Here is a 14,578-nt window from a genome sequence, read left to right as displayed (position 1 = left end):
GAGCCCGGTCAGCCGCTGGTCAGCGTCCGTGGGGTGGCGGTGTGCTGCTCCGGTACGCGGTTGGCGCTGCGGTAGGTGGTGATTCCGATGGCGAGGAGCCAGTAGCTGAGGACGGCACCCATGAGGGCGGTGGTGCCCCAGCCGTTGGCGGCGTAGAAGTGGGCCGGGGTGTTGCCGAAGAAGAGGGACGGCATGAAGGCGAGGTTGACGGCGGCGAGGGCGTAGGCGGTGCGGTGGGCCCAGCGCGGCAGCAAGCGGGTGCGGCTGACGGTGTATCCGAAGACGGCCAGGAACATGCCGAGCAGCATGCGGGAGATCGTCCCGTAGAGGATGTAGGTGCCCGAAACCGCGATCGTGGGGTCGATGGAGTGGTCGGTGGCGATGACGGCTCCGGCCTCCAGGCCGCTGGAGACGAGTGTGACGATGGTGTAGGCGAGGCCCGAGGCGAAGGCGAGCGTGCCCGCCCATTCCGCTTCGGGCGCCACCGTCTTGACGAGTTGCCGGAAGCCGGTCACGAAGACCAGGACGCCGCCGAGCGCGAGAATTCCGATGAGGAGCCGGGCCAGCACATTGGAGTCCGGCGGTGGCCCCGAGTAGACGAAGTAGAGCGGCACTTCGAGGATGAGGCCCCCTGCCGCGGCGATCCCCGCGGCTCCGGTGAAGCGTCGGGCGACGTTCTCGTTCATTGCTTTCTCCCTCGAACACGTCGTGTGACGCGTGCTGTTGTCGATGGAAGAAAGCCTCGCGCGCCCGGCTCCCGCGGTCCCTGGGTCTGGAACCCGAATGGGGGTGGACCTGACAACACCCCCCAGGTTCGGTCCCGGTCCGGCCGGCCGGCCGCACGATGCCGTGCGGCCGGCCGGGGCACCGGGGGTGGTGCGCCGCCGGGTGGCGGGATCAGGCGGCGGCGAGGCCGGCCTTGAGGGCGGTGGTGATGCGCACGATGCGCTCGGCCTGGACGCGGGCGGCCTCGCGGGTGGTCTGGTCGACGGGGTTGTTGCCCTGGGCGTCGACGTGGGAGGTGCCGTAGGGGTTGCCGTCCGCGAACTTGGCGGGGTCGGTGTAGCCGGGGGCCACGACGAGGCCGCCGAAGTGGTGGAAGGAGTTGTACAGGGCGAGCAGCGTGGACTCCTGGCCGCCATGGGCGGTGGCGGAGGAGGTGAAGCCGCTGTAGACCTTGTCGGCGAGCTTGCCCTGGGCCCACAGGCCGCCGAGAGTGTCGATGAACTGCTTCAGCTGAGAGGCGACGTTGCCGAAGCGGGTGGGGGTACCGAAGATCACGGCGTCGGCCCATTCGACGTCGTCCGGGGCGGCGACGGGGATGTCGGCGGTGGCGGCGGCGTTGGCGGCCCAGGCGTCGTTGGAGTCGATCGCGGACTGCGGGGCCAGTTCGGCTGCCTTGAGCAGGCGGACCTCGGCGCCGGCCTTCTCCGCGTACCGGGCGATCTGCTTGCCGACCTCGGCGATCGTGCCGGTGGAGGAGTAATAGACGACGGCTACCTTGATCGGGGTGCTCACGGTTGCGGCCTCCGTTCCGTTGGTCTCGTTCGTTTGATTGCGACTGAAGATGCCCATGGCGGATCTCGTCCTCGTTGGTGCATGCCCGCCGGTCGGGCACTGGTTGAACCGTAAACCATATGGAGGGCAGTCGCCCCCTCCGGGGTGGCGGGAATATCTCCGCCCGCGATGTTGTATAACGTTCAACTAAACCGGGTCGGCACCCCCGGCCGCACGGACAGCAAGGACACCACCATGGCCTCTCGCCTCGACATCCGGCGCGCCAACGAGCGTTTCCACACCCGCGCCGGCTGGCTCGACTCCCACCACTCCTTCTCCTTCTCGCACCACTGGGACCCCAAGAACACCCACTTCGGGCTCCTGCTGGTCTCCAACGACGACGTCGTCGCCCCCGGCACCGGCTTCGAGACCCACCCCCACCAGGACATGGAGATCATCACCTGGGTCCTCGACGGCGCCCTCGTCCACCAGGACTCCGAAGGCCACAACGGGGTGATCTACCCCGGTCTCGCGCAGCGGATGAGCGCCGGCACCGGCATCCTGCACAGCGAGAAGAACGACTCCTGGACCCTGACCGGCCAGGCCGAGCACCACGACCCGGTCCACTTCATCCAGATGTGGACCATCCCCGACGAGTCCGGTATCCGCCCCGGCTACGAGCAGCTCGACATCAACAACGAACTCGCCGTCGGCGGCTGGACCACGCTCGCCTCCGGCATGCCCGGTCACGGCAACCAGCGCGCGATCGGCATCCGGCAGAAGCACGCCGCCCTGCATGTCGCCCGCGTCCGCCCCGGCGAGACCCTGGAGATCGCCACCGCTCCGTTCGTCCACCTCTTCGTCGCGCGCGGCACCGCCGAACTGGAGAGCGCGGGAGCGCTGGCCACCGGTGACGCGGTCCGTGTCACCGGCGCCGAGGGGCAGCGCCTCACCGGCGGCCCGGACGGCGCCGAGGTGCTCATGTGGGAGATGAACGCCGCCATCTCCCTGGCCTGAACCGGCCTGAACCTGCCTGAACCGGCCTGAACCGGCCTGGACCCAACCCGGAATTGAGAAACCCAGCCCCTCGTCAGGGCGGTGTCGTTCCGTACCGCGAGAACGGCCCTGGCGGGGGGGCTGACCGTACCCGGCCTGGTGGCGTCGGATCAGCGCGGGAAGGCGACGGATGCCGCGAGCTCCTTCTGGGTTTCGAGTGCGGCGAGGCGTTCGGTCAGCGCGGCGTGGACGGCGTCGTAGGTGTCGGAACCGAGAGTGAGGCGCAGCGGTGGGTCCGGGTGGCGGGTGGTGTCGTAGATGACGGCGGCGAGCCTGGCCGGGTCACCGGTGAACAGGCTTTCGTCGGCGCTCTCCAGCAGACGCCGGGTCCGGCCGACGGCGGTGTCGCGGTAGGCGGCCGATGCGGTGGTGTAGCGCAGGGCCGAGGCGAAGCCGGTGCGGGTGGCGCCGGGTTCGACCACGGTGAGGCGGATGCCGAAGTCGGAGACTTCGCGGCTGACGCTCTCGGTGAAGCCTTCCAGCCCCCACTTGCCCGCGTGGTAGGAGCTGTGCGTGGGGGTGCCGATCTGGCCGCCCATGCTGGAGATCTGGATGATGCGGCCTCCGCCCTGCTCGCGCATCGGCTTCAGGAAAGCCCGGGTGATCAGCATCGGAGCGAGCAGGAGGACCTCGATCTGGTCGCGGATCTGGTCGACGGTCATCTCCTCGGCGGCGCCCACGACCGCGTATCCGGCGTTGTTGACGACGATGTCCACCGGCTCGGACCGCAGCGTCCTGTCGATCACCTCGCCGACGTCGGCCGGGCGGGTGAGATCGAGGATTTCGACGGTCAGCCGGTCGCCGTAGGTCTCGCGCAGGTCTTCCAGAGCCGCCGGGCGGCGGACCGTGGCCGTGACGCGGTCGCCGCCGCGGAGGGCGTGCTCGGTGAGGTGACGGCCCAGGCCACCGGAGGCTCCGGTGATGAACCAGTGGCGTACGGCCTGGTCGGAGGGTGCGGTCATGGCGGTCTCCACGGGTAGGGTGTTTCCGGAATGTGTTCCGGAAACCAGTTAAACGGAACGCATTCCGGAAAGCAATCGGAGCCAGACCACCGGAGGAACCCCTATGTCCGCCGCCCCCCGCCGGACCAGGAGCGATGCGCTGCAGAACCGGGCACGTCTGCTGGAAGTGGCCGCGCGCGTCTTCGCCGAGCAGGGGCTGGACACCGCGCCGGCCGCCATCGCCAAGCAGGCGGGCGTCGGGGTCGGCACCCTCTACCGGCACTTCCCGACCCGGGAAGCGCTCGTCGACGCCGCCTACCGGCACCAGCTCACCCGCGTCTGCGAGCAGGCGACCGACCTCCTCGCCCAGTACCCGGCCGCCGAGGCGACCCGCAGGTGGATGGCACACTTCCTCGACTACGTCACGGCCAAGAGCGGTATGGCCGCGGCACTCGACGCGGTCATCGCCTCCGGCGTCGACCCCTACGCCGACAGCCGGGCACTGCTGACCGACGCCGTCGCCGCCCTCCTGGAGGCCGGCGCCCGGGACGGCGGCCTGCGGACCGATGTCACCCCCGACGACCTCCTGCTCCTCATGGGTGGCCTCGCCCATTCCGCGCAGTACGGCACCCGGGAGCAGGCCCAGCGGCTCGTCGACCTGCTCATGGACGCCCTGACGCGCTGACGCGCCGACGCACCGACACGCCGACGCACCGACGCCCCGGCCAGGGCGTGCGCGGGCAGCCCGGCGGACGTCAGGCGGCGACCTGTTCGCGCGGGGCCGGCGTGTCCTCGAGGGAGAAGGGCGTTGCAGGCCCCAGCCGAGGCGCAGCCCGCAGCGTCCAAGGCCCTGGCGATAGCCATGCCGGACGACGACAGCCTGGACGCGGACGTTCGGCAGCTGGTCGCCCTATCCGACGCCCTGGCGTCGCCCGCCTAAGAACTCCTAACGGAATGCCTTGAGGCGACAGCGGCTGTCGAGCAGCAGTTCGCCTGGGGAGTCGCCACGGTGCGGCGAGGGCCGAGCGAGCGGTTTCGTCCTGGACACTGGCCTGGATCGGCTGGGCGATCGTTGGTACGGGTCTGACTCTGGCCGCACACAGCGAACGGCTCGGCATGACCAGTTGGGAGTCCTGGCGCCGTCCTGCGCCAGGGCGTGTTTCCAAAGTCCCGCCTGCCCCGCGACGCCTGGCACGCGCGCTCGCCGCGTTGTCGGGATCGTCCGAGTAGGCCCACGACGAGGACGACCCTCCGCCTTGCGATCACACGCACCAGACGCCGCGGGGCCCGCCCTCCGGGCGGACGGCGCTACTTTCGAAACACGCCCTAGTTCCTGTCCGGCGGATCATGGTCGGAGCCATATCGCGGCTGCGGTGACTGTGCGGTAGTGCTCCTGGTCGAACCCGGCGGGCCTGCCGCCCGCGCTGCCTCTGCGCCGGCGGTTGGCCTGCTGGTCCCTCGGCTCCGGGATCGTGTGCTTGATCCGGCGTCTTCGCAGGTAACTGCGGTTGCGGCGGGAACTGTATGCCTTGTCGCCGCTGACATCAGCCGGCCGGCTTCGGGGGCGCCCGCCCGATGGACGGGGAACCCGGATCCGGTCCAGAACCTTGGTCATCTGCGGTGCGTCACCCCACTGGCCGGGCGTAAGAAGGAAGGCCAAAGGACGGCAGCCGCCCTCGCCGGCAAGGTGGATCTTGCAGGTCAGCCCGCCCCGGGACCGTCCGATTCCCTCGTCGGGGCGGTGGTGCCGGGGCGTCGTCCTTTTTCGGGACCCGCGGCCGGGCCTTTCGGGCACCGGCCGCGTGCTGATGGGCCCGGCAGGATGTCGAGTCGACTCCGACCATCGACCAGTCGACGCGACCGACGAGATCGGCGTCCGTCTGGACCGGCTGCAGGATCCGCTCCCAGGTTCCGTCCGCCCACCATCGGCGATGCCGTTCGTACATGGTTTTCCAGGATCCGTAGCGTTCCGGCAGATCACGCCACGGAACTCCGGTCCGGACCCGGAACAGGTTGCCGTTCACCACCGTGCGGTGGTCACTCCACCGGCCTCCCCGACCACCCGACGGCGGCAGGTGCGGCTCCAGAAGCGACCACTCGCGATGCGTCAGATCCCCCCGACGCATGACCGGACCAACGAGCGATCAATCAGAAGGTCGCATAATCCGCCGGACAGAACCTAGGGTCCGTCTTCAAACGGATCTTGCCCAGAGCAGGAACGATGCGAGGGTGACCGCCGCTTCGTAGGAAGTGGCGGTCTTCTCGTATCTGGTGGCGATCCCGCGGAAGCCCTTGAGCCGGTTGAAGCAGCGCTCGATCATGTTGCGCCGCCGGTAGGTCTCCCGGTCGAACCCTGGCGGTCGTCCGCCGTGGCCTCCGCGTCTCAGCCGGTGCCGTCGCTGGTCGGTCTTCTCGGGGATGGTGTGCGCGATGCCGCGTCTTCGCAGGTAGGCACGGAAGCCGCGGGAGCTGTAAGCCTTGTCTGCGATGACCTGGCCGGGCTTGCACCGAGGCCGGCCCAGGCCGGTGCGGGGAACACGGATCCGTTCCAGCAGAGGGCGTGCGCAGACACTGTCGTGGCGTTGGCCGGGCGTCACCAGGATCGCGAGCGGGCGGCCCTTGCCGTCGCAGGCGAGGTGAATCTTGGTCGTCAGCCCGCCTCGGGATCGGCCGAGGGCGTGATCGTCCGGTTCGTCCTGCCGATGCCGCCCCCTTTTCGGCCGGTGGCGGCGGCGTGCTGGTGGGCGCGGACGATGGTGGAGTCGATCTGGACGAGCCAGTCGATGTCGCCGGCCGCGTCGGCGTGGGCTTGGATCTGCTGCAGGGCCCGTGTGAAGACTCCGTCGAGGGCGTAGCGGCGGAAGCGGGTGTACACGGTCTTCCACGGCCCGTAGCGTTCCGGCAAGTCACGCCAGGAGATCCCGGTGCGGATCTTGTAGACCATCCCGTTGACGACCTGCCGGTCCTCCACGCGAGGACGCCCCGTCGCAGCCCGGGGTATCAGCGGAGCGAGTAACTCCCACTCCTGATCAGTGAGTTCATGACGACGTACCACGACACCATGATCTACCACCCGGATGATCTTTGAAGACGGACCCTAGCCCCCCTGCCCTGCGAGCGTGTCCAGGACGTCCGCGACCGGGGTGGGATCCAGAGGGCCGACGTGTGACGCCCCGGGGAAATCGTGCACGCGGAAGCTGTTGCCGGGTGTGGACGCGTCGGCTTCCGCGATCATTCTGTCCTGGAGCGCGGTGGCGATCGTACGGTCCCTGCCGAAACGCAGGTACGTGCGGGGAATGCGTCCCCAGTTGGCGGCCCGGCCGACCGCTCGGCCCGCATAGGCGGCGACGGGCTCGTCGGTCTGCATGCCGGCCAGTATCCGGCGGAAGTCGGCGTCGGGGTAGTCCGCGCAGATCATCTCCTTCAGGAGGGCCAACTCACCGCTGACACCCGTACGGAAGTTCAGCCGCAGTACCCCGAGCCGGTCCGGGTCACCCACCGTCAGCTCCACCGGGCTGACGGCGTTCGCGTTCTCGGGTGCCGCCGTGCAGGCGTCCGCCGTGGGCAGGACGCGGCTGGGACAGAAGGCAGCCATGTAGCAGATGTGGTGAAGCAGGTGCGGGACGGCGTCGCCGACACGGCTGACCGACACGCCACCCAGGCTGTGCCCGACCAGCACCACCGGGCCGTTCCGTGCGGCCTGCCGCACGATGCCCGTGACGCGCGCCTCGTAGTCGTCCAGCCCGAGGCCCTTCAGCGGGGAGGGCTCGACCGCCATTGCTGTGAGGTCCTGCCGCTGGTACGACTCCGCCACGAAAGCCTCCGCGCCGTGCCGCGGCTGGTCCACCATGACGACGCGGTGGCCGCGCAGCACCAGTTCCCGCGCAATCGGCATCCAGAACGCGCCGGCGCTGTGGGTACCGTGCACCAGCACGTAAGTTGCGAGCCCGCGACGCGGGGCCGCCGCGGCCGGCGAGGTTCCGAGCCCGGTGGCCAGCGCCATGCCTCCCACCGCGAGTCCCAGCCCACGCAGCGCCGTCCGCCGGGTGGCACCTTTTCGTTCTTCGTTCGTGTCATCCATCATGAACACAACGCTATGAACGGCCCGTTCGGCCCACCAGCGGTCCAGCACCCCCACAGGGGGTGGACCCAGAACCACCCTGCCGTGCGGCTCGCAGGGTCCGACCCGCGCGCCGTGAGCGGGCGGTCGCCACCCGTTACGGCAAGAGAGCCTATGTCTTCCACGGCACAGTCACCGCAGCCGCGATCCGATCTATGGCTCCGACCATGATCCACCGGACAGGACCTGGACACACCCGGGTGTCACTTGTCCACTCGTCGCTCGTCGTAGTGACAGCGGGCGGCTTCGACCGCGTCGAGGTGATCGACGGCCCATTCCAGTACGGCGTGCACAGGGGGCCGAAGGGTCCGGCCCAGGGGGGTGATGCGGTATTCGATCGCCACCGGATCCGTGGACACGACCACTCGCTCGACCATGCCGTTGCGCTCCAGTCGTCGCAGGCATGTGGTCAGTGACTTCGGGGTGACAGCGGGCATGTGTTGCCGGAGTTCGTTGAAGCGTCGGGGGCGGTCGCACAATGCGGCCAGTACCAGCAAGGACCACTTGTCGAAGAGTTGGTCGAGCAACTGCCGGCCGCTGCCGTCGAGCTTCACTTCGGGCACGTCGGTCTCTTCGGGCACGTCGGTCTCCCTCGCGATACCTGATTTCGTTGAAGTATATCCCTACCACTAGATATACATCAGATACCTAGGACCTGACGTCGAAACGGGAATCATGACTGACGCATACTCGACCCTCAAGATCTCTCTCACCAGCGGCGTGGCGCACGTCGTGATCGACAACCCTCCCATCAATCTGCTCGATGCCGCCCTGATGACGGACCTGGACCGGTTCGCGGACGCCATGTCCGGCGACCACGACATCCGGGTGATCGTTTTTGATAGCGCGGACCCGGACTTCTTCGTCGCGCACGGCGACATGACGACCGCCGACGACCCCGCGGCATTCATTGCGCTCCCCATTGCGCCCGAACAAGACCAGTCCCTCAACCCGATGATGCGGCTCCACGAACGCATCCGGTCGCTGCCGCAGATCACCATCGCCAAGCTGCGCGGACTGGCACGCGGCGGCGGTGCGGAACTGCTGTCCGCGATGGACATGCGGTTCGCATCGCTCGAGCGCGCCGGACTGGCCCAGATGGAGTGCCGGCTGGGAATCCTCCCGGGCGCGGGAGGCACTGCATACCTGCCCGGTCTCGTGGGTCGCGCACGCGCCCTGGAGATCATCCTTGGCGGGCAGCTGATCGATGCCGCGACCGCGGAACGGATCGGATGGGTGAACCGGGCCGTGCCGGACACCGACCTTGACCACGTCGTCGATACCCTCGCCGCCCGCATCGCCGCTCTGCCGCCCGGCGTCGCCCGCGCCGCGACCGAAGCGGTCGACACCGCGGTCGAGTCGACCACTCACGGCCTGCGGAAGGCCAACGAGCTCCTCAGCGGACTCTTCAGTGAGCCCGCCGCAGCCCGTCTTGCCAAGGCTGCACTGGCCGCCGGCGTGCACACCCGCGACGGAGAGCGCCACCTTGAGGCTCTTGTCGACGACATCACCTGAGAACTCCTGCTGGGATGCCTTTCAGGCGTCGCCAGCAGATGAGTGCGCACCCGAGGGTGAGGAAGGCTTCGTGGATGTCGTCGCGTATCTCCCAGCGGATGCGCAGGCGGCGGAACCAGTGCAGGTGGGCGAAGGCACGCTCGACGGCCCAGCGCTGGGTGCCCAGGCCGGAGCCGTGTTCGGTGCCTCGGCGGGCGATCAGTGGTTTCACGCCGAGGTTCCAGACCAGGCGGCGGTACTTGTCGTGGTCGTAGCCGCGGTCGGCCAGCACCGCATCCGGGCGGCGCCGGGGCCGGCCGCACTTGCCCCGCACCGGCGGCACGTCCTGCAGCAGTGGGATGATCTGGGTGACGTCGTTGCGGTTCCCGCCGGTCAGGGTCGCGGCTAGCGGGATACCGGTGGCGTCGGTGATCAGATGGTGCTTGCTGCCCGTCCTGCCCCGGTCGACGGGACTTCGTCCGGTCTTGGGCCCCCTTTTAACGCCCGGATGTGGGAGCCGTCGACTGCGGCGCGGGAGAAGTCCAGGGCGTTGGCACCGCGGAGTCGGGCCAGCAGGACCTCGTGCAGCCGGGGCCACACGCCGGCCTCGGTCCACTCCGCCAGCCGGCGCCAGCAGGTCATGCCCGAGCCGAAGCCGAGCTCCTGCGGCAGGTGCTCCCAGGCGACGATCCCGGTGTGCAGCACGAACAGGATGCCCTGGAACACCAGCCGGTCCGGATGCCGCTTGCGCCCGGGATGCCGGACCCGACGCTCGATCCTGGGCAACAACGGCTGATCATTTCGTTAGGAGTTCCAAGAGGAGTCGCGAAGCCCCGGGCCGGTGCAGCCCTCCCCCAGCCAACAGCCTTCTCGATGCCCTGCGCAGCGTACGGCTGATCATGGCCGCGGGACGCACCGTGTGTATTGACCACGAGCGTTGTTGACGGATGGTGGGCGGGGGAGGGAAGGATCAGGCGTTCAACGTCGACGGGTGTGGTCGGGCTGGAATGTGGGTCAGCGGCTGGCGGCCAGGGTCCGCAGTTGGTCCAACGTCTCGCGAATGATGCCTTGCAAGTCGTGATCGTCGGTGGCGGTGACCCATCGCGAGAAGGCGACGCGGAACACGGCGATGCTGGTCTCGGCGGCCAGGCTTGCCTCGATGTCGCCGATGCCTCGCTGCCGCAATCTGTCAGCCAGGGCGGCCGACAGGGATGTGAGCTTGATCAACTCGCGTTCGCGGAGATCGGCGTTGGCCATGATCACAGTCTGTCGCTTCCGTGCGGCCTCACGGTCGCCACCCACCATCCGGGCCACGGTGTCGAGTACGGCCGCGACAGCATCCAGCGCTGATGTCGTGGCCGGCAGCCCCTCGAGGGCAGCCAGCGCCTTCTCTTCCAGGTCGGAGGAATCGGCGAAGAGGACCTCGCGTTTGTCGGCGAAATGCCGGAAGAACGTGCGGGCGGTGACGCCCGCCCGCTCGGCTATGTCCGCCACCATCGTCTGCTCGAAGCCGCGCTCCAGATAGAGCGATAGCGCGGCCTCGCGCAGCCGGTCACCGGCCCCAGGCTTCCACCGTCCCATGTCGAGAGTGTAGGTGATGTCACCTCGTGACACTCGGCTTCCCTCGGCGCGATGTCACTCGATGACATCACCGTGATAGAGTGATGTCATTCGATGACATCGCCTTGCGGAGGCCCCGATGAAGCGCATCCAGTACCACCAGTACGGCGGACCCGAAGTAATGCGCCTGGAGGAATTCGAGCCGGCTCGTCCTGGTTCCGGCGAGGTTCTGGTCCGCGTGCGAGCAGCCGCGGCCAATCCGATGGACTGGGGTATCCGCAGCGGCGCCATGAAGATGGTGACGGGGCGGAAGTTCCCGCGCGCACTTGGCTACGACTTCGCGGGCGTCGTCGAGGCGGTCGGCGAGGGCGTCACTCGGCTCGCCGTCGGCGACGAAGTGCTCGGCGGGGTGTCGATCAAGGCGTCGGGAGCCTTTGCCGAGATGGTCCTGGCCGCGGAGAGAGGGGTGGTGAAGAAGCCCGCGAATCTCTCCTTCGAGGAGGCCGCCGCCATCCCGACCGTTGGCCTCACCGCACTCCAAGCCGTGGTCAAGAAGGGAAAGCTGCAGGCCGGGCAATCGGTCTTCATCAACGGCTGCCTCGGTGGAGTCGGCCGAGCCGGCGCCCAGATCGCGCTGGCGCACGGCGCCTCAGTGGGAGGCAGCTGCCGCGACACCGCCAGACAAACCGCGCGCGACCTCGGCCTCGACCCGATCGTCGAATTCGGCTTCGACCCGACGACGCTCAGCGGCCGATTCGACCTCGTCCTCGACACTGCCGACACGCTCCCGACGGACGCAGCGAAGAAGATGCTGAAGCCGGGCGGACGCATCGTCAGCATCCACCCCACCCCCGCGAACATCGCAAAGAGCGCACTGCCGGGCCCGTACAACGTCTTGATCGCCAGGCCCGTCACAGCGGACCTCGAGGAAGTCGCGCGCGCCGCCGGACGCGACACGCTGCGGGTGCCGATCGCCCGCACGGTGCCGCTCACCGAGGCCATCAAGGCACTCACCGAACTCGAGCGCGATGGCACACCCAAGGGCGGCAAGCTCATCATCACGACCGCCTGACCTCACATCCGCCCGACCCTCCACCCCACTACAGGAGCTGCTTCGAATGACCGCACAGATTTGGGTGCTCGGCGGCACCGGGCGCAGCGGCCGCACCATCGCAGCACAACTCGCCCGGCTCGGCCTGACAGCCGTCCTCGTCGGCCGGGACACGAGCCGCCTGCACACCGCGGCACAGCAGACCGGCAGCGAAACACTGCTGGCCCCTTCCCTTGCGGCCGCCGCCGTGGAAATCCGGCAGCAACGCCCCGCCGTGGTCATCAACACGGTCGGACCGTTCACCACCACGGCCCCTGAGATCATCGACGCCTGCCGCGCCGCCGGCAGCCACTACATCGACCTGGCGAACGATGTCGCGGCGCTCCTGGCCGCGAACGAGATGCACGACGCGGCCACCCGGGCGGGCCATACGCTGGTCACCGGTGCCGGGTTCGGCGTGACCGCCACCGAGAGCGTCGTGGCGAAGCTGTGCGAGGGCCGTCCCGCGCCGCTTCGGGTCCGTGTCGACATGGTGCCCTCAATCGCGATGGAGGAAGGCACCGCCGGCGAAGCCTTGATCGGCACTCTCCTGGGCAGCCTCCACGGCCGTCGGATCACCGACGGCCGCCTGGCACCCGCCCGGATATTCAGCGACGCGCTGCGCCTCACCCTGCCGGACGGCTCGCAGGTCACCACCGCGAGTATGCCGTCGGGCGAACTGCTCGCGGCTCACCGAGCGAGCGGGGCCCGCCATGTACTTTCGGCGACCAGCGAGGCGCCGTCCTCCCCCCTGCTCCGGGCGATGATGCCCGCCCTGAGCACCCTCATGCGGTGGGAGCGGCTGCGCTCGTTCACCACCCGCCACCTCGCCCGGGTACGCGTCAAAGCGAAGGAGCGTCCGCGCGATCACTCCTGGGGGCACGCCGTCGTGACCTGGACGGACGGCGAGACCCGAGAGGGCTGGCTGCGCCTGGGCGACGCGCAGGAGTACACCGGAGCAGTGGCCGCAGAGATCGCCCGGCGGCTGCTGGCCGGTGAGGGCCGACCTGGCGCATACACCCCGGCCGCCCTCTTCGGCCCCACCCTCGCCGAATCGTGCGGCGCCGCGTACCTGCTGCCCCAGCGCGACCGACGGTGACCTGCCGCCGATCCTGCCCGATACGCCAGCTTGTCGGTGGCTACCGTCGCTCCCCACCACTGCAGAGGTCGCCGTGTCCCATCCCCATGTCCGGCTGACCGTCCACGGCCGCAGGCTCCTCGTCGACCGGGTCCAGGCCGGCAGGCCCGTCGCCCACGTGGCCGACGAAATGGGTATCTCCCGCACCACGGCCCACAAATGGGTCCGCCGCTGGCGAGCCGAAAGCGACGCCGGCTTGTACGACCGCCCCAGCACGCCACACACAACTCCCCACCGCACCCCGGCCGATGTCGAGGCTCGCATCTGCGACCTGCGGCGTGAGCGAAAGCTCGGCCCGGCCAGGATCGGCCCGATCCTGGGACTGCCCGCCTCGACTGTCCACCGCGTCCTGACCCGGCATAGTCTGAACCGTCTGCGGTGGATGGACCGACCCACCGGCCAGGTCATCCGCCGCTACGAGCGATCACGACCCGGCGAACTGGTCCACGTCGACATCAAGAAGCTCGGCAACATCCCGGACGGCGGCGGGCATCGAATCATGCCCCGGCAACAGGCCGGTGCCAACCGGCAAGCCACGACCAGCGCGCGCAAAGGCGGCAGTCCAGTGATCGGCTACAGCTTCATCCGCACCGCCGTCGACGATCACGCCCGCCTCGCCTACAGCGAAGCCCTCTCGCCCGCCCATTCGGCTGTCATGGCCCGGGTGAGGTTGCGCAGGGTCCCCTTGGCGGCCGTGTAGGCGCCGATGGTCGGGCGGGCCAGGTCAGTCTGCACAGAGCAGACGTTGATGATCTTTCCGGCGTGGCGCGGCAGCATCCGGCGGGCGACCCGCCGGCCCACGACGAAGGCACCGGTGAGATTGGTGTCGATCCTTCGCTGCCAGTTGTCGAGGCTCACCTCGACGAGGGGTTCACAGGGCCGACGGGCCACTGTTGCACGGGCTGCGCGCTTCCTCCTTCGCCGCGCTGGGAGCATTCGCCTCGGTACTGCTGATCGACGCGGTGATCTCGCCAGGGGCCGCCGGCTACATCTTCCTCGGCGTGACCGCCCGTGTCGGCTTCTGGCTGAGTGTGCACGGCTGCTCCCCCGGGCCTTCCAGAAGATCAACAAGCACGGCATCCCGTGGGTGTCGACCCTCGTGTCCTTCGCGGTGGGCTGTCTCTTCTTCACCCCCTCGCCGAGCTGGGCCCGGCTCGCCGGATTCATCAGTACGTCCATGGTGCTCAGCGCGCTGATGGCCGGAGTGTGTCTGCCGGTGATGCGACGCTGTGCGCCGTTCGTCGACGGCGCAGGGCGGGGGGTGTTCCTCCTCCTCATCCTCGCCGTGATCGGGTGGGTCCTATGGGAGGTCTTCGGCATTCCCCTGCGCAAGAGGCATGTGCGCGAGCAGGGCGACCAAGCGCGCAATGAGGCCGTCGCGACCCTGACCACCGCACTACAGCAGCGGGAGCAGCGACCTGTACTCCGTGGGCTGCGTCCTGTACGAGATGCTGACGGGGCACCCGCCCTTCGGAAGCCCCCAGGACGATGCCTTGACCGTGGGCCGGATGCATCAGGACGACGCGCTGGCGGCCGAAGCGTGGCCAGGCACCGTTATGTCAGCTCGTGAAGCATCGTCTATCGATAGCAGTTCCCAACTCACCGAGCAGTGCGGAGCTCCGCTTGGCTCACGCCCATTCCCGCTGCGGACGCCCGGAGATACTGGCGCCGGGCGCTCCGCA

15 protein-coding genes and 2 pseudogenes are annotated in these 14,578 nt (G+C 69.0%); 7 read left to right on the top strand and 10 right to left on the bottom strand.

Translation table 11 applies throughout. The annotated features are described in order from the left end of the window. Positions 1-8 precede the first annotated feature (8 nt). Positions 9-686: a hypothetical protein gene (locus PS467_RS38735; protein WP_311039201.1), complete on the bottom strand. Its 678-nt coding sequence runs from the start codon at positions 684-686 to the stop codon at positions 9-11. A 211-nt stretch (positions 687-897) separates the two neighbouring features. Further along, a complete protein-coding gene (gene wrbA, locus PS467_RS38730) occupies positions 898-1,518 on the bottom strand; it encodes an NAD(P)H:quinone oxidoreductase (RefSeq protein ID WP_311039200.1) in 621 nt (206 codons plus the stop codon). Positions 1,519-1,752: 234 nt separating this feature from the next. Here wrbA and PS467_RS38725 point away from each other — a divergent pair, with 234 nt between their 5' ends. Further along, complete coding sequence (locus tag PS467_RS38725; protein ID WP_311039199.1) at positions 1,753-2,514, top strand: pirin family protein; 762 nt, start codon at positions 1,753-1,755, stop codon at positions 2,512-2,514. A 149-nt stretch (positions 2,515-2,663) separates the two neighbouring features. Here PS467_RS38725 and PS467_RS38720 read toward each other — a convergent pair whose 3' ends face one another. Then, positions 2,664-3,515 carry an SDR family oxidoreductase gene (locus PS467_RS38720; RefSeq protein ID WP_311039198.1) on the bottom strand — a complete coding sequence of 284 codons (852 nt, stop codon included), beginning with the start codon at positions 3,513-3,515 and terminating at the stop codon, positions 2,664-2,666. Between the two features lie 103 nt (positions 3,516-3,618). Between PS467_RS38720 and PS467_RS38715 the strand changes: the two genes are divergently transcribed. Continuing rightward, complete coding sequence (locus tag PS467_RS38715) at positions 3,619-4,179, top strand: TetR/AcrR family transcriptional regulator (RefSeq protein WP_311039197.1); 561 nt, start codon at positions 3,619-3,621, stop codon at positions 4,177-4,179. 123 nt (positions 4,180-4,302) lie between these two features. Beyond that, a complete protein-coding gene (locus PS467_RS38710) occupies positions 4,303-4,434 on the top strand; it encodes a hypothetical protein (RefSeq protein WP_311039196.1) in 132 nt (43 codons plus the stop codon). A gap of 441 nt (positions 4,435-4,875) precedes the next feature. Here the strand turns inward: PS467_RS38710 and PS467_RS38705 are convergent. From PS467_RS38705 to PS467_RS38690, 4 genes and pseudogenes are all read right to left on the bottom strand, one after another. Then, positions 4,876-5,620: pseudogene (locus PS467_RS38705) on the bottom strand (IS5 family transposase); the annotation flags it as partial. Positions 5,621-5,686: 66 nt separating this feature from the next. Next, a protein-coding gene (locus PS467_RS38700) for an IS5 family transposase (protein WP_311036159.1) occupies positions 5,687-6,549 on the bottom strand; the annotation gives its coding sequence in 2 pieces (ribosomal slippage) (positions 5,687-6,190 and positions 6,193-6,549; 861 coding nt in all). A 42-nt stretch (positions 6,550-6,591) separates the two neighbouring features. Further along, entirely contained in the window at positions 6,592-7,584 is a 993-nt protein-coding gene (locus tag PS467_RS38695) for an alpha/beta fold hydrolase (RefSeq protein WP_311039195.1), read from the bottom strand. 233 nt (positions 7,585-7,817) lie between these two features. After that, the gene (locus tag PS467_RS38690; protein WP_311039194.1) at positions 7,818-8,195 is read right to left on the bottom strand and encodes a winged helix-turn-helix transcriptional regulator; all 378 of its coding nucleotides are present in this window, start codon (positions 8,193-8,195) and stop codon (positions 7,818-7,820) included. A 94-nt stretch (positions 8,196-8,289) separates the two neighbouring features. Here PS467_RS38690 and PS467_RS38685 point away from each other — a divergent pair, with 94 nt between their 5' ends. Beyond that, positions 8,290-9,129 carry an enoyl-CoA hydratase/isomerase family protein gene (locus PS467_RS38685; RefSeq protein ID WP_311039193.1) on the top strand — a complete coding sequence of 280 codons (840 nt, stop codon included), beginning with the start codon at positions 8,290-8,292 and terminating at the stop codon, positions 9,127-9,129. Here PS467_RS38685 and PS467_RS38680 read toward each other — a convergent pair. Together PS467_RS38680 and PS467_RS38675 are read right to left on the bottom strand one after the other, a co-directional pair. Then, positions 9,122-9,897 (bottom strand): IS5 family transposase gene (locus PS467_RS38680; protein WP_432280692.1). Its coding sequence is split into 2 segments (ribosomal slippage): positions 9,122-9,606 and positions 9,606-9,897, totalling 777 coding nucleotides; the frame shifts between segments, so codons are not numbered across the junction. The genes PS467_RS38685 and PS467_RS38680 overlap by 8 nt on opposite strands. A 225-nt stretch (positions 9,898-10,122) precedes the next feature. Next, positions 10,123-10,689 (bottom strand): TetR family transcriptional regulator, encoded by a 567-nt coding sequence (locus PS467_RS38675; RefSeq protein ID WP_311039191.1) that lies wholly within the window; start codon positions 10,687-10,689, stop codon positions 10,123-10,125. A gap of 118 nt (positions 10,690-10,807) precedes the next feature. Here PS467_RS38675 and PS467_RS38670 point away from each other — a divergent pair, with 118 nt between their 5' ends. The 3 genes and pseudogenes from PS467_RS38670 to PS467_RS38660 form a co-directional block, all read left to right on the top strand. Next, a complete protein-coding gene (locus PS467_RS38670; RefSeq protein ID WP_311039190.1) occupies positions 10,808-11,740 on the top strand; it encodes an NADP-dependent oxidoreductase in 933 nt (310 codons plus the stop codon). Positions 11,741-11,786: 46 nt separating this feature from the next. Beyond that, complete coding sequence (locus PS467_RS38665) at positions 11,787-12,857, top strand: saccharopine dehydrogenase NADP-binding domain-containing protein (RefSeq protein ID WP_311039189.1); 1,071 nt, start codon at positions 11,787-11,789, stop codon at positions 12,855-12,857. A 73-nt stretch (positions 12,858-12,930) separates the two neighbouring features. Then, positions 12,931-13,533, top strand: a pseudogene (locus PS467_RS38660) (leucine zipper domain-containing protein); the annotation flags it as partial. On the opposite strand, the gene PS467_RS38655 reads toward PS467_RS38660, so the two are convergent. After that, on the bottom strand, positions 13,515-13,832 hold the full coding sequence (locus PS467_RS38655; RefSeq protein WP_311039188.1) for an SDR family NAD(P)-dependent oxidoreductase: 318 nt from the start codon (positions 13,830-13,832) through the stop codon (positions 13,515-13,517). The pseudogene PS467_RS38660 and the gene PS467_RS38655 sit on opposite strands and share 19 nt — an antisense overlap. Positions 13,833-14,578: the final 746 nt, after the last annotated feature.

It is taken from the genome of Streptomyces luomodiensis (assembly GCF_031679605.1).
GTDB classification, from domain to species: domain Bacteria; phylum Actinomycetota; class Actinomycetes; order Streptomycetales; family Streptomycetaceae; genus Streptomyces; species Streptomyces luomodiensis.
The sequence above is the reverse complement of the archived record's forward strand: the minus strand, read 5'-3'. Positions and strand labels throughout refer to the sequence as shown.